At 73.1% G+C, this 22,129-nt stretch carries 19 protein-coding genes; 18 read left to right on the forward strand and 1 reads right to left on the reverse strand.

What is annotated here, in order from left to right; all coding sequences use genetic code 11:
* The first annotated feature begins 66 nt into the window (after nucleotides 1-66).
* Genes FBY41_RS11665 through FBY41_RS11675 form a run of 3 tightly spaced genes read left to right on the forward strand, consistent with a single transcriptional unit; the run spans nucleotide 67 to nucleotide 5,130 of the window.
* Entirely contained in the window at nucleotides 67-333 is a 267-nt protein-coding gene (locus tag FBY41_RS11665; protein WP_141823620.1) for a WhiB family transcriptional regulator, read from the forward strand.
* 46 nt (nucleotides 334-379) lie between these two features.
* A complete protein-coding gene (locus FBY41_RS11670) occupies nucleotides 380-3,655 on the forward strand; it encodes a glycosyltransferase family 2 protein (protein ID WP_141844431.1) in 3,276 nt (1,091 codons plus the stop codon).
* Nucleotides 3,652-5,130, forward strand: a complete 1,479-nt coding sequence (locus FBY41_RS11675) for a DUF5719 family protein (protein WP_141844432.1) — start codon at nucleotides 3,652-3,654, stop codon at nucleotides 5,128-5,130. Before FBY41_RS11670 ends, FBY41_RS11675 begins: the two co-directional genes overlap by 4 nt.
* Before the next feature lie 4 nt (nucleotides 5,131-5,134).
* On the opposite strand, the gene FBY41_RS11680 is transcribed toward FBY41_RS11675, so the two are convergent.
* Nucleotides 5,135-5,470 (reverse strand): metallopeptidase family protein, encoded by a 336-nt coding sequence (locus FBY41_RS11680; protein WP_311769394.1) that lies wholly within the window; start codon nucleotides 5,468-5,470, stop codon nucleotides 5,135-5,137.
* Nucleotides 5,471-5,649: 179 nt separating this feature from the next.
* On the opposite strand from FBY41_RS11680, the gene FBY41_RS11685 reads away from it, so the two are divergent.
* The 15 genes from FBY41_RS11685 to FBY41_RS11755 all read left to right on the forward strand — a co-directional run bounded on the left by FBY41_RS11685 (nucleotide 5,650) and on the right by FBY41_RS11755 (nucleotide 22,074).
* A complete protein-coding gene (locus FBY41_RS11685; RefSeq protein WP_141844434.1) occupies nucleotides 5,650-6,072 on the forward strand; it encodes a DUF3499 domain-containing protein in 423 nt (140 codons plus the stop codon).
* A 38-nt stretch (nucleotides 6,073-6,110) separates the two neighbouring features.
* Entirely contained in the window at nucleotides 6,111-7,583 is a 1,473-nt protein-coding gene (locus tag FBY41_RS11690) for a phosphomannomutase/phosphoglucomutase (protein ID WP_375869869.1), read from the forward strand.
* Nucleotides 7,580-7,810, forward strand: a complete 231-nt coding sequence (locus FBY41_RS11695; RefSeq protein ID WP_141844436.1) for a Trm112 family protein — start codon at nucleotides 7,580-7,582, stop codon at nucleotides 7,808-7,810. Before FBY41_RS11690 ends, FBY41_RS11695 begins: the two co-directional genes overlap by 4 nt.
* 12 nt (nucleotides 7,811-7,822) lie before the next feature.
* On the forward strand, nucleotides 7,823-8,962 hold the full coding sequence (locus FBY41_RS11700; RefSeq protein ID WP_141844437.1) for an SIS domain-containing protein: 1,140 nt from the start codon (nucleotides 7,823-7,825) through the stop codon (nucleotides 8,960-8,962).
* Nucleotides 8,963-9,011: 49 nt separating this feature from the next.
* Entirely contained in the window at nucleotides 9,012-10,439 is a 1,428-nt protein-coding gene (locus tag FBY41_RS11705; RefSeq protein WP_141844438.1) for a mycothione reductase, read from the forward strand.
* Nucleotides 10,440-10,470: 31 nt separating this feature from the next.
* Nucleotides 10,471-11,412 (forward strand): DUF808 domain-containing protein, encoded by a 942-nt coding sequence (locus FBY41_RS11710; protein ID WP_141844439.1) that lies wholly within the window; start codon nucleotides 10,471-10,473, stop codon nucleotides 11,410-11,412.
* A gap of 239 nt (nucleotides 11,413-11,651) precedes the next feature.
* Entirely contained in the window at nucleotides 11,652-13,088 is a 1,437-nt protein-coding gene (gene ahcY, locus FBY41_RS11715; protein WP_141844440.1) for an adenosylhomocysteinase, read from the forward strand.
* Between the two features lie 146 nt (nucleotides 13,089-13,234).
* Nucleotides 13,235-13,825 carry a hypothetical protein gene (locus FBY41_RS11720; RefSeq protein WP_260439709.1) on the forward strand — a complete coding sequence of 197 codons (591 nt, stop codon included), beginning with the start codon at nucleotides 13,235-13,237 and terminating at the stop codon, nucleotides 13,823-13,825.
* A gap of 139 nt (nucleotides 13,826-13,964) precedes the next feature.
* Nucleotides 13,965-14,642 (forward strand): MtrAB system response regulator MtrA, encoded by a 678-nt coding sequence (gene mtrA / locus FBY41_RS11725; protein WP_141844441.1) that lies wholly within the window; start codon nucleotides 13,965-13,967, stop codon nucleotides 14,640-14,642.
* Nucleotide 14,643: 1 nt separating this feature from the next.
* Nucleotides 14,644-16,458 (forward strand): MtrAB system histidine kinase MtrB, encoded by a 1,815-nt coding sequence (gene mtrB / locus FBY41_RS11730; RefSeq protein ID WP_260439711.1) that lies wholly within the window; start codon nucleotides 14,644-14,646, stop codon nucleotides 16,456-16,458.
* Nucleotides 16,455-18,275, forward strand: coding sequence for a GerMN domain-containing protein (locus FBY41_RS11735; RefSeq protein WP_141844442.1), 1,821 nt, complete (start codon nucleotides 16,455-16,457; stop codon nucleotides 18,273-18,275). The genes mtrB and FBY41_RS11735 overlap by 4 nt, the downstream gene beginning before the upstream one ends.
* A 147-nt stretch (nucleotides 18,276-18,422) precedes the next feature.
* The gene (locus FBY41_RS11740; RefSeq protein ID WP_141844443.1) at nucleotides 18,423-19,130 is read left to right on the forward strand and encodes a ComF family protein; all 708 of its coding nucleotides are present in this window, start codon (nucleotides 18,423-18,425) and stop codon (nucleotides 19,128-19,130) included.
* 254 nt (nucleotides 19,131-19,384) lie between these two features.
* On the forward strand, nucleotides 19,385-20,074 hold the full coding sequence (gene hpf, locus FBY41_RS11745) for a ribosome hibernation-promoting factor, HPF/YfiA family (protein WP_141844444.1): 690 nt from the start codon (nucleotides 19,385-19,387) through the stop codon (nucleotides 20,072-20,074).
* A gap of 91 nt (nucleotides 20,075-20,165) precedes the next feature.
* The gene (locus FBY41_RS11750; protein WP_141844445.1) at nucleotides 20,166-20,852 is read left to right on the forward strand and encodes a response regulator; all 687 of its coding nucleotides are present in this window, start codon (nucleotides 20,166-20,168) and stop codon (nucleotides 20,850-20,852) included.
* A 31-nt stretch (nucleotides 20,853-20,883) separates the two neighbouring features.
* A complete protein-coding gene (locus FBY41_RS11755; RefSeq protein ID WP_375869878.1) occupies nucleotides 20,884-22,074 on the forward strand; it encodes a winged helix-turn-helix domain-containing protein in 1,191 nt (396 codons plus the stop codon).
* The last annotated feature ends 55 nt before the right edge of the window (nucleotides 22,075-22,129 follow it).

The raw sequence follows: 22,129 nt of genomic DNA on the forward strand, positions 1-22,129 counted from the left end.
GGGAACGGTGCCGAGGGATGCAGCAAGTGCTGACACACATAGAGAAGTCAGGGTCGAGGAGGGGTCATGCACGAGCTGTTTGCAGTCATACCGGACACGGGTGCGGAGGAGGGTGAGCTCTCCTGGCAGGAGCGCTCGCTCTGCGCGCAGACCGATCCCGAGGCGTTCTTCCCCGAGAAGGGCGGCTCCACCCGAGAGGCCAAGAAGGTCTGCGTCGGCTGTGAGGTGCGCGCCGAGTGCCTCGAGTACGCCCTCGCGAACGACGAGAGGTTCGGCATCTGGGGCGGGCTGTCCGAGCGGGAGCGCCGCAAGCTGAAGAAGCGCGCCGTCTGAGCGTGTCGTCCCCCGGACCGTCGCGGTCCGGGGCGATGGTAGACCCGTGCCCGACGAGCTCACCGAGGTCATGACCACCCCCGCAGGCGCGGGGGCGGCAGCGACGTCCGTCCTCCCCTCCTCCGGACGTCCCGCTGCTGCCACGGTCGACGTGGTCCTCATCGTGCGCAACGGATCGGCCTGGCTGCCCCAGTGCCTCGATGCCATTGCGGCACAGCAGGTCTCGCCATCGCGCATCGTGCTGGTCGACGTCGCGAGCACCGACACGTCGGTCGCCGTCGCGCGGGCGCACCAGGGCGTGCGGCGGGTGGCGCCGCCCCTCGAGGTCGTCCGCCTCGACGAGCCGGTCGCGCTGGGCACGGCCGTCGCTCGGGGCGTCGAGGCGCTCCCGCTCGTCGGTGACCCGTCCGACGCCTGGGTGTGGGTGCTGCACGACGGGGCGGCGGCGACGCCGTCGACCTTGGCGCGCCTGCTCACCGCGGGCCTCGCCTCGCGGTCGGTCGGCATCGCCGGCCCCAAGGTCGTCGCCTGGGACGACACCCGGCGACTCGTCGAGCTCGGCATCCAGGTCAGCCACACGGGCCGCCGGCTCCCCACACCGGCTGTGGGGGAGGCCGACCAGGGGCAGTACGACGGACGCGAGGACGTCCTCGCCGTCCCGACCGGCGGCATGCTCGTGCGCCGCTCGGTGTGGCACGACGTCGGGGGCTTCGACCGCAGCTTCCTCGAGCACGGCGCCGCGCTCGACCTCGGCTGGCGCACCCAGCTCGCCGGCCACCGTGTCGTCGTCGTGCCCGGTGCCGTCGTCCGCGACGCGGGCACGCGGGTCGGCTCGGTCGCAGGCCGTGACGACGAGCGCTCGGGCCGGCCCGAGCCGTCCGCCCCGGCCGACCGCACGGAGCGGGCTGAGCGCGCCGAGCGGCGCGCCATGCGCCAGGTGGCGCTCGCCCGGTGCTCGCCGCTCGCCGCCCCCTTCCTCGCCGGGTGGCTCGCCCTCTCGGCCGTGCTGCTCGCCCTGACGCTGCTGCTCGCCAAGCGGCCGCGCCTGGCCTGGCGTGAGCTCGCCGACGTCACGGCGCTGCTGCACCCCGTCGCGATCACGGGCGCACGGTGGCGGGGCCGCCGATCGCGGCGGCTCGGCCGGGGCGACCTCGCCACCCTCTTCGTCCCGGTGGGCGCCTCTGCGCGCACGGCCGTCGACCGCGTCCAGGACTCGGTGCTCCCCGACGGGCGACCCGAGCTGCGCGAGGCGGCCCCGACGACCGAGACCGGTCCCGCGACCGACGAGTCCGAGGCCCTCGGGGCCCTGCCGGCATCGCTCGGGCGACGCATCCTCACCCACCCCGGGGTCCTCGCCGTGACGGCCGTCCTCGTGGCCACCGGCATCGCCTGGCGGGGAGCGCTGCGGGCGGGTGCCCTCTCCGCGTCGCACACCGGCCTCGCCGGCGGAGAGCTGCGGCCGGTGACGACCGACGCCGCCGGCCTCTGGCACGCGTTCCGCGATGCCTGGCACGGCGCCGGACTCGGCACCGGCCTCGACTCCGGTCCCCATCTCGCCGTGCTGGCCGGCCTGACGTGGCTCGCCGAGCGGCTCCCCGCCCTCGACGGCAGCCGGTCGAGCGCCGGGGTCACGGTCGCCTGGCTGCTCGTCCTCGCCCCCGCGCTCTCGGCGTGGACGGCATACCTCGGAGGTCGTGTCGTCACGTCGTCGCGGGTGGCGCGCGGCATCGTCGCGCTGGCGTGGGGCACGAGCGCCGTCGTCACGACGGCGACGGCCGACGGCCGGCTGACCGCCGCGGTCGGGCACGTCCTGCTGCCCCTCGTGCTCGCCGGGCTCACCCTCGCCGCGCGGCGTGACGGCACGTGGACCGCCACCTTCGCCACCGCGCTCGCCGCCGCGGTGCTCGGTGCCTTCGTGCCGCCCCTGCTCGTCGTCGTGCTCGTCGCCGCGCTCGTGCTGCTCATCGTCGGACCCGGCATGGTGCGCGGCCGCGCGATCGTCCTGCTCCTGGTGCCGGTCGGGCTGCTCGGTCCGTGGGTGACCCGCTTCGCCGACGACTGGCGCCTCGTCCTCTCCGGCCCCGGTCTCGTCGCCACGGGTGACGGTCCCGGCGGCTGGCCACTCCTCCTCACCCATCCCGGCGGGGTCACGCCGGCCGTGTGGCTGCTCGCTCCCGTCGTCGCCCTCGGGGTGGCGGGGTATGCCGTCCGGTCCCGAAGCGTCGCAGGGGCGCTCGGGCTCGTGGCGGGCGCCTGCCTGTCACTCGTCGGGCTCGCGTCCGCGTTCGCGTCAGGGCGGGTCGTGCTCGGCTCCGCCGAGACGGGTGTGGGCGTGTCGGAGCCGGCTCACCTGTGGGCGGGTGTGGGTCTCGAGCTGTGGCTCGCCGGTCTGCTCGTCGGCGTCCTTGCTGGCAGCGGGCCCGTGCTCGCCGCGCTGCGTGGTCCGCGCCGGCGCTGGTCCTTCGCCGCGAGCGTCGCCGTCGTCGCGGTGCTGCTCGCGGCGGTCGTGTCGGGTGCCGCGCTCTGGGCCGTGCGGGGCGCGGGGTCGACGTTGACCGTCGGCCAGGCGACGCTCCCGGCCGTGGCGGTGGAGCAGGGCTCGGGCCCGCTCGCCAACCGCCTCCTGCTGCTGCACCCGTCGCCGGAGGTGGTCGACTTCGTGCTGGCCGGGCAGGAGCCCGGCGAGCTGCTGCGCGACCTCGACCGCGAGCCCGACGCCGACGACGCTCCTCTCGTGGCGGCCGTCGCCGAGCTCGTCGGCGGTCAGGGTGCCGACTCTCTGGACGCGAGCTCGCTCGCGCGGCTCGGTATCGGCTTCGTGCAGGTGTCCGAGCGCAGCGACTCGACGCTGACCCGTCGCCTCGACTCCGCAGAGGGCCTCAGCCGTCTGGGCTCGAGCTCCCGGGGGATCCTGTGGAAGGTCCGTCCCCTGGCCGCGGCCGCCGACGGGGAGGCCGCGAGCGCACCCTCGAGGGCCCGGCTCGTCGATGCGTCCGGAGCCCAGCTCGCCGTCGTGCCCACGCGGGGCCCCCATGCCGCCATCGACACGGAGGTGCCGCGCGGCAGCGACAGCCGCCGCCTCGTCGTGGCCGAGCCGGCCCAGTGGGCCGACCACGCCGTCGTGACGCTCGACGGCCAGCAGCTCACCGCCCTCGCGGGCACCGACCAGCCCACGTATGCCGTGCCACCCGCGGGCGGTTCCCTGACGGTCGACCTCGCTGCCGCCGACCCGTGGTGGCGGATCGCGCAGGCCACCCTGCTCGCCCTCGTCGTCTTCATGGCCATCCCCTTCGGCAACCGGCGCTCGAGGAGGCGCTCGTGAGCCGGCTCGGGCGTGCCGCCCGCGTCGGGGCCCTCGTCGTCGTGGCGGCCGGCATCGCCGTCGGCGCGGCGAAGGTGCCGGGCACGGTGGAGCTCGCGCCGGCCCGCGGCCAGGCCGGCCTGCCCGAGGTGTCCGACGTCCTCGTCGGCGAGGCAGCCCTCGTGTGTCCGGGCCAGCAGCGCCTCGGCGCCAGCGGCCTGCGCGACGTGGCCGGCGACGTGCGGGTGGCGGCATCGCCGGCGTCGGCCGACACCCTGCGCGCCGCAGGCGTCACCCCACCGAGCGGGGCCGGTCAGGTCGACCTCGAGAGCGGGGCGAGCGGCGCGGTGCTCGCCACCGGCGCGACGATCGACGGACTCGTGGGTGCGGCCGTGAACGCCACGCCCCCGGTCATCGCCCGCGCCATGGGGGCGCTTGCGCCCGGCCTCGTGGCCACCCAGGTCTGGCGGCGCACCGGCGACGACGACCGTGGCCTCGTCGTGACCCCGTGCGGCCTGCCCGCCGCCGACGCCTGGCTCCTCGGCGGCGGCGCCGGCGCCTCGCGCACCGAGCGACTCGTCGTCAGCAACCCCGGGGCCAACGCCGTGACCGTGGCCTTCGACGTCTTCGGCCGCGCGGGCCCGGTGGCGACGGCGGAGGGGCGCAGCGTCTCGGTGCCGCCCCGCGACCGCGTCGTCGTCTCGCTCGATGCCCTGGCTCCCGACGAGGCTGCGCCCGCGGTGCACGTCATCGCCACGGGCGGTGTCGTCTCGGCGGTGCTCTCCGACCAGTGGATCGAGGGCGCCACCCCCCGGGGCATCGACGACTCGGTGCCGGCCTCGCCCCCCGCAACCGCGCAGGTGGTGGCGGGCCTCGACGTCACCGGCACGACCTCCCTGCGCCTCGTCAACCCCGGCACGGCCGGGGAGGCCCTCGTCCAGGTGACGGTACTCACGGATCGGGGCCCGACCCAGCCGGCCGAGCTGCGGGCCGTCCGGGTGCCTGCGGGTGCGACCGCCGACGTGCCAGTGGCTCTGCGTCCCGGCGCCTACGGCCTGCGGATCAGCTCGGACCGGCCCGTGACCGCGGCAGCCTGGACCGAGCGTCGGGCCGCGTCGGCAGACCGGATGGGCGACTTCGCGTGGATGCCGGCCACGCCCGCGGTGCGCGGCCTCGCCGGGGCGGTGCTGCCTGCCGTCGACGGGGCGACGAAGCGGCTGCTCCTCTCGGCGGGCGCGCGGGGTGGCGACGTCGAGGTCCAGATCGCGACGGGCGCCGAGCGTCGCAGCGTCGCGGTCGCCGTCAGGGCCGACTCCACTGCCGTCGTCGACCTCGGTCGCGCCGACCGGGTGTGGGTCGCGGCCCGTGACGGCGACGTCCGGGCGGCAGTGTCGGTCGTCGGGGTCGACGCGGGCGTGCCGCAGGTCGCGGCGGTGCCGCTCGTCCCGGCCCCTGTCACCGCCGTCTCGGTGCCGGTGCGCCAGGTCGGCAGCTGAGCGGCTACTCCCCGAAGCCGGGGTCGAGCTCCTCGGGCGACACCCCGAGCAGCCCGGCGACCTGCTCGGTGACGATGTCGGCGACGAGCGCCGCGACGTCGCGCCGGTCGCTGACGCGTGTCTCGACCGGCCGGCGATAGACGACGATGCGGGCCGGCCGAGCGCCCGTGGCCGGGAAGAGCCGGCCGAGGGGCACCTCCCGGTGATCCCACGGCGCAGGCCCGCGTGGCACGTCCTCGACCGCGAACTCCACTGCGGGGAAAGCGCGCCCGCACGTGGCCTCGAGGCGGGCGGCGGCGTCGAGCACGTAGTCGTCGAAGGCGTCACGCCGGCTCCTCATGGCCGGCACCGGAGGCCAGGCGAGGGGTCCCCGATGGCCCCTGCCGTGCCGGTCGCGGCGCCGACTCGCGGGCGCGGGACGCGGGATGCTCGTGCTCACCCGTTCACTCTAGGCTTCCGTCGGACGGTGACCGGCGTGGTGTCTGCATCTCGTCACCCGGCACGACTAGAGTCCCCCGCGTGGGTCTCACACGAGGGTGTTCAAAGACGGGGTGCAGCCGCCCTGCCGTCGCGACTCTGACCTACGCGTACTCCGACCGCGCCGTCGTGCTCGGCCCGCTCGCGACCTACGCCGAGCCGCACACCTACGACCTGTGTCGTGAGCACGCCGAGCGCATGACGGCTCCCAGGGGCTGGGAGGTCGTGCGCGTCGGCGGGGACTACTCCGAGCCCGCACTCGCTCCCGACGACCTGCTGGCCCTCGCCGACGCCGTCCGCGAGGCCGGTCGCCCGCGCGCCCAGCGCCCCCCGAGCGCCACCTCCGGCTCCCGAGACGCCGGGGGCACCCGCGGTGACGCGCGGGGGCAGGCGCGGGCCGAGGCGGAGTCCGGAGCGGTCGAGTCCGGCCGGCGCGGTCACCTGCGCATCCTGCGCGACTCCTGACGTCCGCGGCCGGGCCCGCGACGGCTAGGGTGGCGCCCGTGCCCACCCTTGCAGAGTTCGTCAAGGCCTATGACGTCCGCGGCATCGTGCCCGACCAGCTGTCACCGCGGGTGGCGGAGGCGATCGGTGCCGCCTTCGCCGAGGTCGTCGCCATCCCGGACGGCAGTCGTGGCATCGTCGTCGGCCACGACATGCGTCCGAGCTCGCCCGAGCTGTCCGCGGCGTTCGCCGCGGGGGTGACCTCGCGGGGGGTCGACGTCACCCTCATCGGGCTGTGCTCGACCGACGGCCTCTACTACGCCAGTGGCGCCCTGGGGCTCCCGGGAGCGATGTTCACGGCCAGCCACAACCCGGCGCGTTACAACGGCATCAAGCTCTGCCGCTCCGGCGCGAGGCCGGTGGGCCAGGACTCCGGCCTCGCCGAGATCCGCGACCTCGCGCAGTGGATGCTCGACGGCGGCACCGGTCTGGCCGCGCCCGTCGGGGGCCCGGGCAGCGTCGAGTCGCGCGACCTGCTCGCCGACTATGCCGCCTTCCTGCGCGGGCTCGTCGACCTGTCGGCCATCCGCCCGCTCAAGGTCGTCGTCGACGCCGGCAACGGCATGGGAGGCCACACGGTGCCGGCGGTGCTCGGCACGGCCGCCGGGCTGCCGGAGCTCCCGCTCGAGGTGGTCCCGCTCTACTTCGAGCTCGACGGCACCTTCCCCAACCACGAGGCGAACCCGCTCGACCCGGCCAACCTCGTCGACCTCCAGGCCGCAGTGCGCGAGCACGGTGCCGACATCGGGCTCGCCTTCGACGGCGACGCCGACCGGTGCTTCGTCGTCGACGCGGATGGTGAGCCCGTGTCGCCGAGCGCCATCACCGGGCTCGTCGCCACCCGCGAGATCGCGAGGGCTCGAGCCGGGGGCGACGACGACGTGGCAGTCGTGCACAACGTCATCTCCAGCGCGGCAGTGGCCGAGATCGTGCGCGAGGCCGGTGCCCGGCCGGTGCGCACCCGCGTGGGCCACTCCTTCATCAAGGCCGAGATGGCACGCCACGGAGCAGTCTTCGGCGGCGAGCACTCGGCGCACTACTACTTCCGCGACTTCTGGTTCGCCGACACCGGCATGCTCGCGGCGCTGCACGTGCTCGCGGCCCTCGGTGAGCAGGAGCGGCCTCTCTCGGAGGTCTGCGACCGCTTCGAGCGCTACGTCGCCTCGGGCGAGATCAACTCCACGGTGAGCGACCAGCACGGCGTCATCGAGCAGATCCGCGCCTGGGCGAGCGAGCACGGCGCGCGCACCGACGAGCTCGACGGTCTCACCATCGCCTGCCCCGAGGGCACCGACCCGATGTGGTGGTTCAACGTGCGCGCCTCGAACACCGAGCCGCTGCTCCGGCTCAACGTCGAGGCAGCCGACCGTGAGACGATGGAGCGGCTTCGCGACGAGCTGCTCGCCCTCATCCGGGCCGACCGCGACCCGGTCCCGACCACAGACCGCCCCGACGGAGGAGAAGCACCGTGAGCCAGACCCCCACCACCATCGAGCCGTGGCTGCGCGAGATCCTGCGCTGCCCGCAGTGCAAGGGTGAGCTCACCGACGTGCGGGCCGCCGGGGGCGCCGAGGACACCGAGGGGGCGGGCGCCGCCGGTGAGCTCACCGAGCTCCAGTGCCCGGCCTGCGGGCTCGGCTACCCGATCGAGTCGGGCGTGCCCGTCCTGCTCGTCGACCTGGCTCGTCGGCTCGGCTGAGCCGCGGCACCGGTGTTCGACGAGGCCCGGCTCGACGACGAGGACGCCATCGCGGCACTCGACCACAGCCTCACGCTGCGGGCCCTGGCCGGCGCCGGCGCCCAGGTGCGCATCGCGCTGAGGGCTGCCGAGGAGGCCGGACTCGAGCGCCTTCGTGACATCGAGCCGCGCGGCGTCGTCGTGGCCGCTGCCGGCGGCTCTGCGGCGGTCGCCGACATCTTCGTCGCCGCGGCCCGCCCGGGAGCGGCGCTGCCCGTGCAGTCCTGCGCCTCGGGCCCGTTGCCCGGCTGGGTGGGCGCCCTCGACCTCGTCATCGCCGTGTCGCAGTCGGGGCGGGCGGCGGGCACGCTGTCGATGGCTGCCGAGGCAGCACGTCGCGGCGCCTTCGTCGTCACGATCGGCTCCGCCGACTCCCCGCTCGCCGAGGTGAGCGCTCGGGCTCGGGGGGTCCACGTGCCGATCGCCGTGCCCGACACGTCCTCGCGCACCTCGATCTGGGCGCAGACGACTCCGGCGCTGCTCGCCGCCGACGCCATCGGTCTCGCCTCGGTCGGGCGCGCGAGCCTGCTGGCCGTCGCCGACGTGCTCGACGACTGCGCGACGGCCTGCCGTCCGTCGTCCGAGTCCTTCGTCAACCCAGCCAAGGTGCTCGCGACCGAGGTCGCGGAGTCGACGCCGATCGTGCTGGGGGAGGGCCCGTTCGGCTCCGTCACGGCACGCCGCGCCGCCTCGATGTTCGGCCGCACGGGGCGGGTGCCGGTGGCCTTCGGGTCGCTGCCCGACGGTGCGAGCCAGATCGTGGCCTGCTTCGACGGACCGCTCGCGGGCGGCGAGGGCCGACGAGGCGTGACCGACGACATCTTCGCCGACCCGTTCCTCGACGGGCCGACCCGCCCGCCGTTGCGACTCATCATGCTGAGGGACACCTCCGCGGGCGCCGACCGCCAGCTCACCGACACGGTGGTCTCCGTGGCCGAGGACGCAGGGGTCCGCGTCTCCTTCGTCGAGGCCCCGGCCACGGACCCGGTGCTGCGGCTCGCCCACCACGTGGCCCTCACCGACTTCGCCGCCACCTACCTCGCCCTCGGCCAGGGCTACGACCCGTCGACCTCCCCCCACGTGCGGCTCCTGCGGGGCGCCCGCGGCCTCTGACCGGCCCACCGCGGGTCGGGCGCCGTCCCGCGGCCCGTAGGCTTCGGGGGTGAGCGACCAGACCGGACACACCGAGCAGACTGGGCAGTCTGGGCAGACCGACCACTTCGATCTCGCCATCATCGGCACCGGCTCGGGCAACTCCCTCGTCACGCCCGACTTCGAGGGCAAGCGGGTGGCCGTCATCGAGGGCGGCACCTTCGGCGGCACCTGCCTCAACGTCGGCTGCATCCCCACCAAGATGTTCGTGTATGCCGCGGAGGTCGCCGCGAGCGCCCGCGACGCGGCCCGCTTCGGCGTCGACGCCACGGTCCACGGGGTGCGCTGGGCCGACGTCCGCAACCGGATCTTCCAGCGCATCGACCCCATCGCCGAAGGCGGCAAGCGCTACCGCATCGAGGGGCCGGGGACGACCGCCTTCCTCGGCCACGCACGCTTCACCGGGGACCGCCGGCTGACGGTCGAGCTGGCCGACGGTGGTGAGCGCACGCTGACCGCAGACCAGGTCGTCATCGCCGCGGGCGCCCACCCCGTGGTGCCGGACGTCGTGCGTGAGTCCGGGGTGCCGTTCCACACCTCCGACACGATCATGCGCATCGACGACCTGCCCGAGCACCTCGTCATCGTCGGTGGCGGCTACATCGGGGTCGAGATGGCCCATGTCTTCGCGTCCTTCGGGGTGCGGGTCAGCGTCGTCGCCCGCGGGCCACTGCTCGTGCGTCACCTCGACGAGGAGATCGCCGCCCGCTTCACGGCGCTCGCCCGCGAGCAGTGGGACGTGCGCACCGGCACCACCGTGACCGCGCTCGAGCGCACCGGCGAGGGGGTTCGCCTGCACCTCGAGGACGAGACCGGCAGCTCCGTGCTCGAGGGTGACCTCCTGCTCGTCGCGACGGGCCGCGAGCCCAACACCGCTGACCTGGGGGTCGAGGCGGGCGGCATACGCCTGCACGACGACGGCAGGGTCGCGGTCGACGAGGTGGGCCGCACCAGCGCGCCCGGCGTGTGGGCGCTCGGTGACGTGAGCTCTCCGCACCAGCTCAAGCACGTCGCGAACGCCGAGGCGAGGGCCATCGCGCACAACCTCGTGCACCCCGACGACCTGCATCCGCTGCCGACCGAGCCCGTGCCGGCAGGCATCTTCAGCCACCCCCAGATCGCCACCGTCGGCCTCACCGAGGAGGAGTGCGTGGAGCGCGGGCTCGCGCACGTCAGCTTCGTACAGTCCTACGGCGACACGGCATACGGCTGGGCGATGGAGGACACGACGAGCGTCTGCAAGCTCATCGCCGACCCGGCCACGGGCCTGCTCCTCGGTGCCCACCTCATGGGCCCGCACGCGACGACGCTCATCCAGCCGCTCATCCAGGCGATGAGCTTCGGGCAGACCGTTCGCGACGTCGCGCGCGGGCAGTACTGGATCCACCCCGCGCTCGCCGAGGTCGTCGAGAACGCTCTCCTCGGCCTCGCTGTCTGAGAGCCGGCTGGAAGGGCCCTAGGCTGTCCGCATGGCTGGAGGACTCGTAGCGCTGCTCGACGACGTGGCTGCCCTCGTGAAGCTCGCCGCGGCATCGGTCGACGACGTCGGAGCGGCCGCCGCGCGGGCGAGCGTCAAGGCGACGGGCGTCGTCGTCGACGACACCGCGGTGACGCCCCGCTACGTGCAGGGGCTGAAGCCGGAGCGCGAGCTGCCGATCATCAAGCGGATCGCCATCGGCTCGCTGCGCAACAAGCTGCTCATCATCCTGCCGGTCATCATGCTGCTCAGCCAGTTCCTGCCGTGGCTGCTGACGCCGATCCTCATGGTCGGCGGCGCCTACCTCGCCTACGAGGGCGCCGAGAAGGTCTGGGAGATCGTCTCCGGGCACCGAGAGGCGCAGGAGGAGGCCGGCGCCGTCGACGAGGACGCCGTCGTCTCGGGTGCCGTGCGCACCGACTTCATCCTGTCGGCCGAGATCATGGTCATCGCGCTCAACGAGGTCGACACGGAGCCGTTCGTGTCGCGCCTCGTCATCCTCGTCATCGTCGCGCTGCTCATCACCCTGCTCGTCTACGGCGTCGTCGGGCTCATCGTCAAGATGGACGATGTCGGGCTCAGCCTCGCCCAGCGCGAGTCCGGCACCGCCCAGAAGGTCGGGCGCGGTCTCGTCAGAGGCATGCCCAAGCTGCTCTCGGTGCTCTCGACCGTCGGCATCGCGGCCATGCTCTGGGTCGGTGGGCACATCCTGCTCGTCGGCATCGACGAGCTCGGCTGGCACGCGCTCTATGACGTCGTGCACCACCTCGAGGAGGCCGTGGCCGGGGTGGCCGGCATCGGTGGCCTGCTCGCCTGGCTCGTCAACACGCTCGCCTCGGCGCTGCTCGGACTCGTCGTCGGCGCCGTGATCGTCGCCGTGCTGCACGTGCTCCCGAAGCGCAAGAAGCACGACGAGCCGGCCGCCTCGCACTGACGGCCCCAGCCGCACACCCGCAGGCCGGCGGCGCACGGCATACCGCGGGCGGGTGGCCTCGCACTGGCGGCTGGGCGCGAGGTGGACGGGTGAGGGGCCCCAACCCTCGACGCACGGGTCGAGGGTCACTCGGGTCGCCGCTAGACTGGGGGACTGCCGGCGTGGGAGATGACCCGCCACGAGGAGCCCAGATGGGCGCGCCGGGTCTGCAGACCGACACTCAACGGAAGAGATTCTCCATGTCCTTTGACTACAAGGTTGCCGACCTGAGCCTCGCCGAGGCCGGCCGTCACCAGCTCCGACTCGCCGAGCACGAGATGCCCGGCCTGATGTCCATCCGTGAGGAGTACGCCGCCTCCCAGCCACTCAAGGGCGCGCGCATCGCCGGCTCGCTCCACATGACCGTGCAGACGGCCGTGCTCATCGAGACCCTCACCGCGCTCGGCGCCGAGGTCCGTTGGGCCTCGTGCAACATCTACTCGACGCAGGACGAGGCGGCTGCCGCGGTCGTCGTCGGCCCCAACGGCTCGCCCGACGACCTGCAGGGCGTCCCCGTCTTCGCCTGGAAGGGCGAGACCCTCCCGGAGTACTGGTGGTGCACCGACCAGATCCTCACGTGGCCCGGCGGTGAGGGCCCCAACATGATCCTCGACGACGGTGGCGACGCCACGATGCTCGTCCACAAGGGCCTCGAGTGGGAGAAGGCCGGCCAGGTCCCCGCCACGACCGAGGAGGACTCCGAGGAGTTCGGCGTCTTCAAGGAGCTCGTGCGCCAGACGATGGCGACCGACCCGAAGAAGTGGACGACCGTCGCCGCAGGCATCAAGGGCGTCACCGAGGAGACGACGACCGGCGTCCACCGCCTCTACCAGCTGGCCGAGGCCGGCGAGCTGCTCTTCCCGGCCATCAACGTCAACGACGCGGTGACCAAGAGCAAGTTCGACAACACCTACGGCTGCCGCCACTCGCTCATCGACGGCCTCAACCGCGCCACCGACGTCCTCATCGGCGGCAAGGTCGCCGTCGTCGCGGGCTACGGCGACGTGGGCAAGGGCTGCGCCGAGTCGCTCCGCGGCCAGGGCGCCCGCGTCATCGTCACCGAGATCGACCCGATCTGCGCGCTGCAGGCCGCGATGGAGGGCTTCCAGGTCGCCCGCCTCGAGGACGTCGTCGAGACCGCCGACATCTTCATCACGACGACCGGCTGCTACGACGTCATCACGGCCGAGCACATGACGCAGATGAAGAACAAGGCGATCGTCGCCAACATCGGTCACTTCGACAACGAGATCGACATGGCCGGCCTGGCGCGCGTCCCCGGCGTGCAGAAGACCGAGATCAAGCCGCAGGTGCACGAGTGGACCTTCACCTCGGGCAGCTCGATCATCGTGCTCTCCGAGGGTCGCCTGATGAACCTCGGCAACGCCACGGGCCACCCGAGCTTCGTCATGAGCAACTCCTTCAGCAACCAGACGATCGCCCAGATCGAGCTCTTCACGAAGACCGGCGAGTACGACAAGCAGGTCTACACCCTGCCGAAGCACCTCGACGAGAAGGTCGCCCGCCTCCACCTCGACGCCCTCGGCGTCAGGCTCACCGAGCTGACGAAGGGCCAGGCCGAGTACCTCGGCGTCGACGTCGCCGGCCCCTACAAGCCGGACCACTACCGCTACTGAGCTCCGGCGCGCCGCTCGACCGGGCCCCGCCCGGCACCGATCGTCAGCCAGCACGACGACGACGTATGCCGTCCGCCTCGCGAGGTGGGCGGCATACGTCATCGTCGGGCCCGGCTGCACCCGATCGCGTAGGGCCGCGTGGGACGATGACCCTCTCACTGACAGGCAAGGCAGGGACCCTCATGAAGAAGCTCACGACCGCCGCGTTCGCCCTCGTCCTCGCGGGCTCGCTCACGGCGTGCGCGAAGACCGCTGACACGCCGGCGCCGCCGAGCGCGTCGTCGGCGGCACCGACCGTCACCGCGACGACGCCGAGCGACACGATGTCGTCGGGTACGACGTCCGACGACACGACGTCGAGCGGGACGGCGACGACGGGCACGGCTGCTCCCGTCCCGGTCGACCAGTCGACGCCCGAGGCGGCGATGACCTCGTGGCTCGGCGCGATGGTGGCGGGCGAGGGGCAGACGGTCTGCAACCTCATGGCCACCGACGGCAAGGCGATCTCGAGCATCCCGGGTGCCTCGGAGGCGTGCGGCTCGACGATCACGCCGATGCTGTCGCAGATCAAGCAGCTCGGCACCGTGTTCGACGGCCTCAAGATCTCCGGTGCGACCGTCAAGGGCAACACGGCGACCTTCGAGAGCGTCACGACGACGCCTGCCCTCGCTGCCGATGTCGTCTCGAACTTCAAGGCCGTCAAGATCGACGGCAAGTGGTACATCTCGCAGGGCTGAGCCGGCCTGTCGGGTGGGCCGGACGGTCCGGTCTGCCCGGCCGGCGCTCCCGCGTGGACGCGGGCGGACGGCATACCTATGTGAAGATGTGGTCAGGAACGGGGCGCGCAGGTGGTGCGGCTCCGGGGAGGAGTGTGCCGTGAAGGGTCGGGTTCTGGTCGTCGACGACGACCTCGCCCTCGCCGAGATGCTGGGGATCGTGCTGCGCAACGAGGGCCTCGAGGTCACGCACGTGGCGGACGGGTCCGAGGCGGTCGGCGTGTTCCGTGAGTCGCGCCCCGACCTCGTGCTCCTCGACGTCATGCTCCCCGGGCTCGACGGCATGGAGGTGTGCCGCCGCATCCGCTCCGAGAGCGGCGTGCCGATCGTCATGCTGACGGCTCGCACCGACACCGTCGACGTCGTCGTGGGCCTCGAGTCCGGCGCGGACGACTACGTCGTCAAGCCCTTCAAGCCGCAGGAGCTCATTGCCCGCGTGCGCGCCCGGCTGCGTCGTGGTGACGAGCCGGCACCCGAGAAGCTGTCGATCGGCGACCTCGAGATCGACGTCGCCGGCCACTCCGTCAAGCGGGCCGGCGTCGCGTTGTCGCTGACTCCGCTGGAGTTCGACCTGCTCGTCGCGCTCGCCCGCAAGCCGTGGCAGGTCTTCACGCGCGAGGTGCTGCTCGAGCAGGTGTGGGGCTACCGGCACGCCGGCGACACCCGCCTCGTCAACGTCCACGTGCAGCGCCTGCGCTCCAAGATCGAGCACGACCCCGAGCACCCCGAGATCGTCGTGACCGTGCGAGGCGTCGGCTACAAGGCGGGCACGTCCTGAGATGACCGGGCCGACCGGCGCCGGAGGACTCGGGGGCCTGGTCTCCCGGGTCGGCTCCGCGTTGCGCCGGCTCTGGCACCGCACGGTGCACCTGTGGCGGTCATCGCTCGGCTTCCGCGTCGTCGTCGTCACGATGCTGCTCGGCGTGCTCGTGCTGACCGCGGTCGGCACCTACCTCTACGGCACCATCGCCCAGGGCCTCGTCGACAGCAGGCAGCGCATCGCGGCAGAGGACAGCCTGCGCGATGCCACCGACGCCCAGAAGCGCTTCGACTCGACCGACCAGACCGACACCCAGGCCAAGCTCACGCAGTTCGCCACGACGCTCATCAACACCTACCGGCGCGACGCCGGCAACGAGCCGCGCTACGTCGTGCTCACACGCTTCGAGGAGAACACCTCGCCCGTCATCGTCGGGCCGCTCGAGAGCGGCAGCGTCGGAGCCCGGTTCATCCCCGAGGACCTGCGCACGCAGGTGGCGGCGCAGCCCGACCGTCAGCACCTGCAGGTGACGACGATCGAGGAGGGCGGCGACACCATCTCGGCGGTCATCGTCGGCCAGCGCATCGACACCGGAGTGGCGGGCGACTACGGGCTCTACTTCATCTACCCGATGCACCGCGAGCGCGAGATCATCAGCTTCATCGGGCAGACCTTCCTGCTCGGCGGGCTCGCTCTCATCCTGCTCGTCGGAGCCATCGCCTTCGTCGTGACCCGCCTCGTCGCCGACCCGGTGCGTCGTGCCGCGATCACGGCGGAGCGCTTCGCCGAGGGCAACCTCGACGAGCGCATGCCGGCCAAGGGCGAGGACGACCTCGCCCGCCTCGGCATGTCGTTCAACGGCATGGCCGCCTCCATCCAGCAGCAGATCGCCCAGCTCGAGAACCTCTCACGCGTGCAGCAACGCTTCGTCTCCGACGTCTCGCACGAGCTGCGCACGCCGCTCACGACCATCCGCATGGCCGGCGACCTCATCCACGACTCGCGCAGCAGCTTCGAGCCGACGGTCGCGCGCTCGGCCGAGCTGCTGCACCACGAGCTCGACCGCTTCGAGTCGCTGCTCACCGACCTGCTCGAGATCTCGCGGTTCGACGCCGGTGCGGCGGTGCTCGAGGTCGAGGCGAGCGACCTGCGGGCCTCCGTCGACCGGGCCGTCGACGCCCACCGCACTCTGGCGGCGCGCAAGGGCACCCAGCTCGTCGTCAACCAGCCGGACGAGCCGGTCATCGCCGAGATGGACTCGCGACGCATCGAGCGCGTGCTGCGCAACCTCGTCTCCAACGCGATCGAGCACGGCGAGGGCCTGCCCATCGAGGTGACGATCGGCAGCAACGACTCGGCGGTCGCGGTGACGGTGCGCGACCACGGCGTCGGGCTCAAGCCGGGCGAGGCCGCCCTCGTCTTCACGCGCTTCTGGCGGGCCGACCCGGCGCGGGCACGCACGACCGGCGGCACCGGACTGGGCCTCGCGATCGCGCTCGAAGACGCCCGCCTGCACGCGGGGCGACTCGAGGCGTGGGGAGCCCTGGGGGAGGGCTCGTGCTTCCGGCTCACCCTGCCCCGCAAGGCCGATGCGACGATCACGAGCTCGCCGCTGCCGCTCAGCCCGCTCGCTGCAGAGGCCGCCGAGGCGGCCGAGGCCGCCGAGGCCGCCGAGGCACAGGCGGCGGAGGCCGCCCAGGCGCAGGCGGCGGAGGCCGCCCGCGGACCGCTCGGTCCCGGCGAGCTCGGTCCCGGCGACAGCGCCCGGGCCGCCGGATTCGCCGACGACGACACCCTGCGTCTGCGGCGCATCGTGCCGGAGCGCACCCCGTGAGGCGCCGGATCGTCGCGGCGGCCGCGCTCGCCGTCACGCTGGCCCTGTCCGCCTGTGGCGGCCTGCCGGAGTCCGGGCCGGTCCTCGAGGGCCGGGCGCTGGGCGAGGCGATCAACGAGCCCGTCCGCGTCGCGGCGACCGGCCCGCGTGACGGCGCCAGCCAGGAGGAGATCGTCCGTGGCTTCCTGCGCGCGGGCGAGGACAGCGACGAGACGCGCCAGACCGGCAAGCAGTACCTCGCTCCCCAGTCTGTCGACCTCTGGCGGTGGTCGACGCAGGACGTCGTCGTCTACGACGGGGACCTCACGGTGCGCAAGGTCGACGAGGAGACGGTGCGGGTCTCGACGACCGAGGTGGCCCGGCTCGGCCCCGACGGCCGCTACGTCGAGATGCCGGCAGGCACGAAGGCGACGTTGACGCTCGGCATGCGCAAGGTCGGGGGCGAGTGGCGCATCGACCTGCCGCCCGACGGCTTCGGCCTGTGGCTCGACTCCGACCAGTTCGACCGGACCTTCACGCCGCGGATGGTCTACTTCGTCACGCCGAGCGGACGCGACCTCGTCCCCGACTTCCGCTGGTTCCCCAACGGCTCGAGGCTCGCGACCACACTGGCGCGCGCACAGCTCGGCCGGGTGCCCGACTACCTCCAGAACGCCGTCGGCACGGGGGTCCCGAGCAACACCCGGCTCGCCGTCAACGCCGTTCCCGTCGTCGCGGGTCGCGCCCAGGTGAGCCTCAGCACCGAGGCGCTCTCGGCCGACCCCGATCACCGCACCGCGATGTGGGCACAGCTCACGGCCACGTTGTCGCAGGTATCGACGGTGTCGTCGGTCTCGCTCGCCGTCGACGACACCCCGCTCGAGCTGCCGAGCGGCGTCTCGTCGGCGGGCTCCGCGTCCGAGCTGGGCTACGACACCGTGCCCAACCGGACGTTCGACACCGCGCTGCTGCGCCAGGGCGACGAGCTGAGCCGCATCGATCCGCGCTTCCTGCCTGACACCTCCGTCGGCGCCCGTCGCGCCGACACGAAGCCGCAGGACGGCGACATCGCCCGCATCCCCGACACCTGGACCCGTCTGGCGCTCTCCGCCGACGGCAAGCAGATCGCGGCGATCAGCACCGGCCGTCAGCTGCTCTCGCTCTGGCACGCCAACGCCCCCATGGTGGAGGTGCCGACCTTCGCCAGCTCGCTCATCCGTCCGACCTACGACGAGGAGGGCTACCTCTGGGTCGGTGGCACCGACGTCAAGGGCCAGGACCACGTCTACATCCTCGACCCGCGCTCGGCTCCGCAGACCCCGACGCCGACCGCCCTCAAGGCGCCGTGGCTCAAGGACCGTCGCGTCGTCTCGCTCGCGGTCGCCGGCGACGGGGTGCGACTGCTCATCATCACGACCAACGAGCAGGGCACCGACGCGCAGCTCGGCGTCAGCGGCATCCAGCGCCTGCCGAACGGCCAGCCCGTCGCCCTGGCAGCCCCGCTGCGCCAGGCCCAGCCGCTGTCGTCGCTCACCGATGTCGTGTGGCTCGACACGACGAGGTCGACGTATGCCGTGCTCGGCCGCCTGGGTGCCGCGGAGCCCGTGCGACCCTGGGTGGGCACGGTCGGCATGGGCCTCGACGGCATGCGCAGCCACGGCCGGTCTACGGCGGAGTCGAGCCGCACCGCGCCCGTACCCGGCGCCCGGACCATCACGACCGTCGGCGGGCCGCGCGGGGTCGTCATCACCTCGGACGACGGCTGGGCCTGGGCCCGGGCGGGCTCCGCCTGGCGCCAGATCGTGCGCGCCACCGACGTGCTCGTCCCCGCCCGCTGAGCACGCGCCGTCGCGTCGGTTGCCGGGGGAGAGGGCGGCCGGCCGGCTCGTCCACACCTCCCGGGTCCTCGGGCGGATCCGGCCGTCGTCGTCCACAGTGGGGCGCCCCGCGGGTACGGTCGGCCGTGGGGGTGGTCGACTCGGGGCATGGTCCATCCGCTCGCCTCTCGACTCGTCGACCTCGTGCTGCCCACCGAGTGCGCCGCCTGCCACCGCCCCGGCACGAGGTGGTGCGCGCGTTGCCACTTCGCGCTGCAGCGGCTCGAGCTCGGCCCCGACCCGGTGCCCGTGCGACCGCGGCCGCTGCCCCCGCTGATGCCCCCGACCCACGCCGTCGTGGCCTACGCCGACCCGGTGCGTGCCGCCGTCTCGGCCTGGAAGGACGCCGACCGTCGAGACCTCGTGGCCGTGCTCGGACCCCTGCTCGATCGCTCCGTCGAGGCAGCCCTCGTCGCGGCCGGCTGGGTCGACCGGCCCGTCGTCGTCGTGCCCGCCCCCTCGTCCCCGGGGGCGCAGCGGCGGCGTGGTGACGCGCCGCTGCTCGACCTCGCCACCTGGGTCGGGCGTCAGCCGCGGCACGCCCGTCTCCGGGTGGTTCCGGCACTGCGTCAGGTGCGACGGGTCGCAGACCAGTCAGGGCTCAACATCGCCGACCGTCGACGCAACCTCGCCGGCGCCATGGCGGTGAAACCCATGTGGCACAACGTGATCCGCGACCGATATGTCGTGGTCGTCGACGATGTCGTCACGACCGGAGCCACCCTGGCGGAGGCCGCTCGGGCGCTGCGTCGCTGCGGCGCCGTGCAGGTCGTGGGCGCGTCGGTCGCGGCAGCGCAGCGTCACGAGCGGGTGTGACCGATGAGTCCGCGGTGATGTTGCAGTCCGGGCGTCACAACGCTTCACACGGTCGTCTCGCGCCAAGTAGGGTCGAGTCAAGGCCTCGTCCTGAAGGGGTCGCCACACCCGATCATCGGGCGTGGTCGACGTCAGGACGCACGGAGCGGAAAGGGGTGGTGCCGATCGAACGGCGGGCCCGACCTTGCTGAGGCCGGCCCGGTCAACACGTCGCCACATGCGCGCGAAGAAGACGCGCGCGACAAGGAGGAACCGTGGAGATCGTCGTCACTGGACGCCATGTCCAGATCCCCGACCGATTCCGTGAGCTGCTGGAGGAGCGACTGGCCAAGGTGCCGGCGCTCGCTCCCAAGGTCCATCGCATCGACGTCGTCGTCACCCACGAGCGGGTTGCTCGCGGGTCCGAGAAGGTGGAGATCACCTGCCACGCCAAGGGGCCCGTCATCCGGGCCGAGGCGTGCATGGACGACAAGTTCGCCGCGCTCGACGCGGCCGTCGACAAGCTCATGGAACGACTGAGGCGGGTGCACGACAAGCAACGCGTGAGTCGCGGCCGGCGCCAGCCGGAGTCGGTGGCCCGGGCCACCGCCCGCATCGACGCTGCGAGCAACGGTGCAGCCCCTGTGACGACGGCGTCACCCGAGGTCGAGGTCGATGACCTCGACCGCTTCGGCGCCCTGGGCAACTCCCCGATCGAGGTCCGCGAGAAGGTCCACACGGCGGCGCCGATGTCGCTCGAGGACGCCGTCAACCAGATGGAGCTCGTCGGGCACGACTTCTTCCTCTTCCACGATGCCGACACCGACCGCCCGAGCGTCGTCTACCGGCGTCGGGGCTGGAGCTACGGCGTCCTGCACCTCGAGACCGACTCTGCCTCCGGAGCCGACTCCCGACACGGCCCGTCCCCTGTCGAGGCCGTCGGGAGCGTCGCCGCCACGGGCTGACCCCCTGCGGCCGGTGCGGCGAGGCGTCGGGGCGTCACCGGGAATGCCCGGTCGACGCCCCGGCGTCGGTACCGCCTGACAGGATGACGACGTGAACGTCACCGCAGAGGTCATCCGGGTGCTCATCGTCGACGACCACGCCCTCTACCGGCGAGGCCTGCTCACCGTGCTCGAGGTGGAGGATGGCATCGAGGTGGTGGGCGAGGCGGCCGACGGCATCGAGGCGGTCGACCAGGCCGAGGAGACGCTGCCCGACGTCATCGTCATGGACGTCAGCATGCCCAAGCGTGGCGGCATCGACGCCTGCCGCGTCATCAAGCAGCGCGTCCCCTCCGCTCGCATCCTCATGCTGACGAGCTCGGACGACGAGGCCAACCTCTTCGAGGCGGTGCGGGCTGGGGCCAACGGCTACCTCCTCAAGGACGTGCCGCCGGAGGAGGTCGCGGCCGGCATCCGTGGTGTGCACCAGGGCCAGTCGCTGCTCTCACCGATGATGGCCTCCAAGCTGCTCCTCGAGTTCGCGCAGATCAGCCAGCGTGACACCCTGCCCGCGCCCACCCCCGGTCTCGAGCTGCCGCGGCTGACCGATCGCGAGCTCGGCATCCTGCGGCTCGTGGCCCGGGGCCGGCTCAACCGCGAGATCGCCGCCGAGCTGTTCATCTCCGAGAACACCGTGCGCAACCACATCCGCAACATCCTCGACAAGCTGCAGATGCACTCGCGCATGGAGGCGGCGATGTATGCGGTGCGCCAGCGGCTCATCGACCCCGGCGAGTGAGGGCGTGGCCCCTTCCGTGACGACGAGGTCGCTGACCCGTGCCCAGGCCCGGCGCGTGGCCATCGCCGCGCAGGGGTTCCTCGACCCCCGTCCGGCGCCCTTCGCCGCGACGACACGCCACGTCCAGCGGGTCATCGACCGCGTCCAGGTCGTGCAGATCGACAGCGTCAACGTGCTGACCCGCAGCCACTACCTCCCGTTCTTCTCCCGGCTCGGTCCGTATGACACCGCCCTGCTCGACCGCGCCCGCGACCGCGCGCCCCGGCGCCTCGTCGAGTACTGGGCCCACGAGGCGAGCCTCATCCCGCCGTCGACGTGGCCGCTGCTCGACTTCCGCATGCGCGCCGCCGCCGAGAAGGCGTGGGGCGGCATGCGCCGCATCCTCGAGGAACGCCCCGACTACGTCGACCTCGTGCGCGCGGAGGTCGAGGCGCGCGGGCCGATGACCGCACGCGAGGTCGAGGCGGCGCTCGAGCACGACGAGCCGCGCCGCACCGACCAGTGGGGCTGGAACTGGTCCGACGTCAAGCAGGCGCTCGAGTACCTCTTCTGGGCCGGACGCATCAGCTCGGTCGGGCGCACCACGCAGTTCGAGCGGCGGTATGCCGCCCTCCCGGCCACCGCGCCCCCGCCGCTGCGTGAGGCGTGGACGCGGCGGCCCGGTGCCGAGGCCGACCCCGAGCGGCACGTCGAGCTAGTGCGCATCGCTGCGCGTGCGCACGGCGTCGGCACCGAGCTCTGTCTCGCCGACTACTTCCGCATCAGGCGAGAGGACGCCCGGCCGGCCATCGCCCGCCTCGTGGACGACGGGGAGCTCATCCCGGTCTCCGTTCCCGGGTGGAAGCCCGCCTGGCTCCACGCTGAGGCCCGGCTGCCCCGACGAGCGCACGCCGAGGCCCTGCTCAGCCCCTTCGACTCCCTCGTCTGGCAGCGTGACCGGATCCTCGCCCTGTGGGACTTCCACTACCGCATCGAGATCTACACCCCGGTCGAGAAGCGCGTGCACGGCTACTACGTCCTGCCTTTCCTCTTCGGAGAGGACCTCGTCGCGCGCTGCGACCTCAAGGCCGACCGCGCTGCCGGTGTCCTCCGGTGCCACCGCGTCACGTGGGAGCCAGGAGCGCCGCCGGAGGCCCGTCCTGCTCTCATCCGCAACCTCGAGTCGATGGCGTCCTGGCTCGGCCTGTCGCGGATCGACGTTCCTGACGTGAGCGACGCCTGACCCGGCCCCGATGACGCACTGCAGGTGCCCCGTGTGGCGGGACACCTGCAGTGGT

The organism is Humibacillus xanthopallidus (assembly GCF_006716675.1).
GTDB classification, from domain to species: Bacteria; Actinomycetota; Actinomycetes; order Actinomycetales; family Dermatophilaceae; genus Humibacillus; species Humibacillus xanthopallidus_B.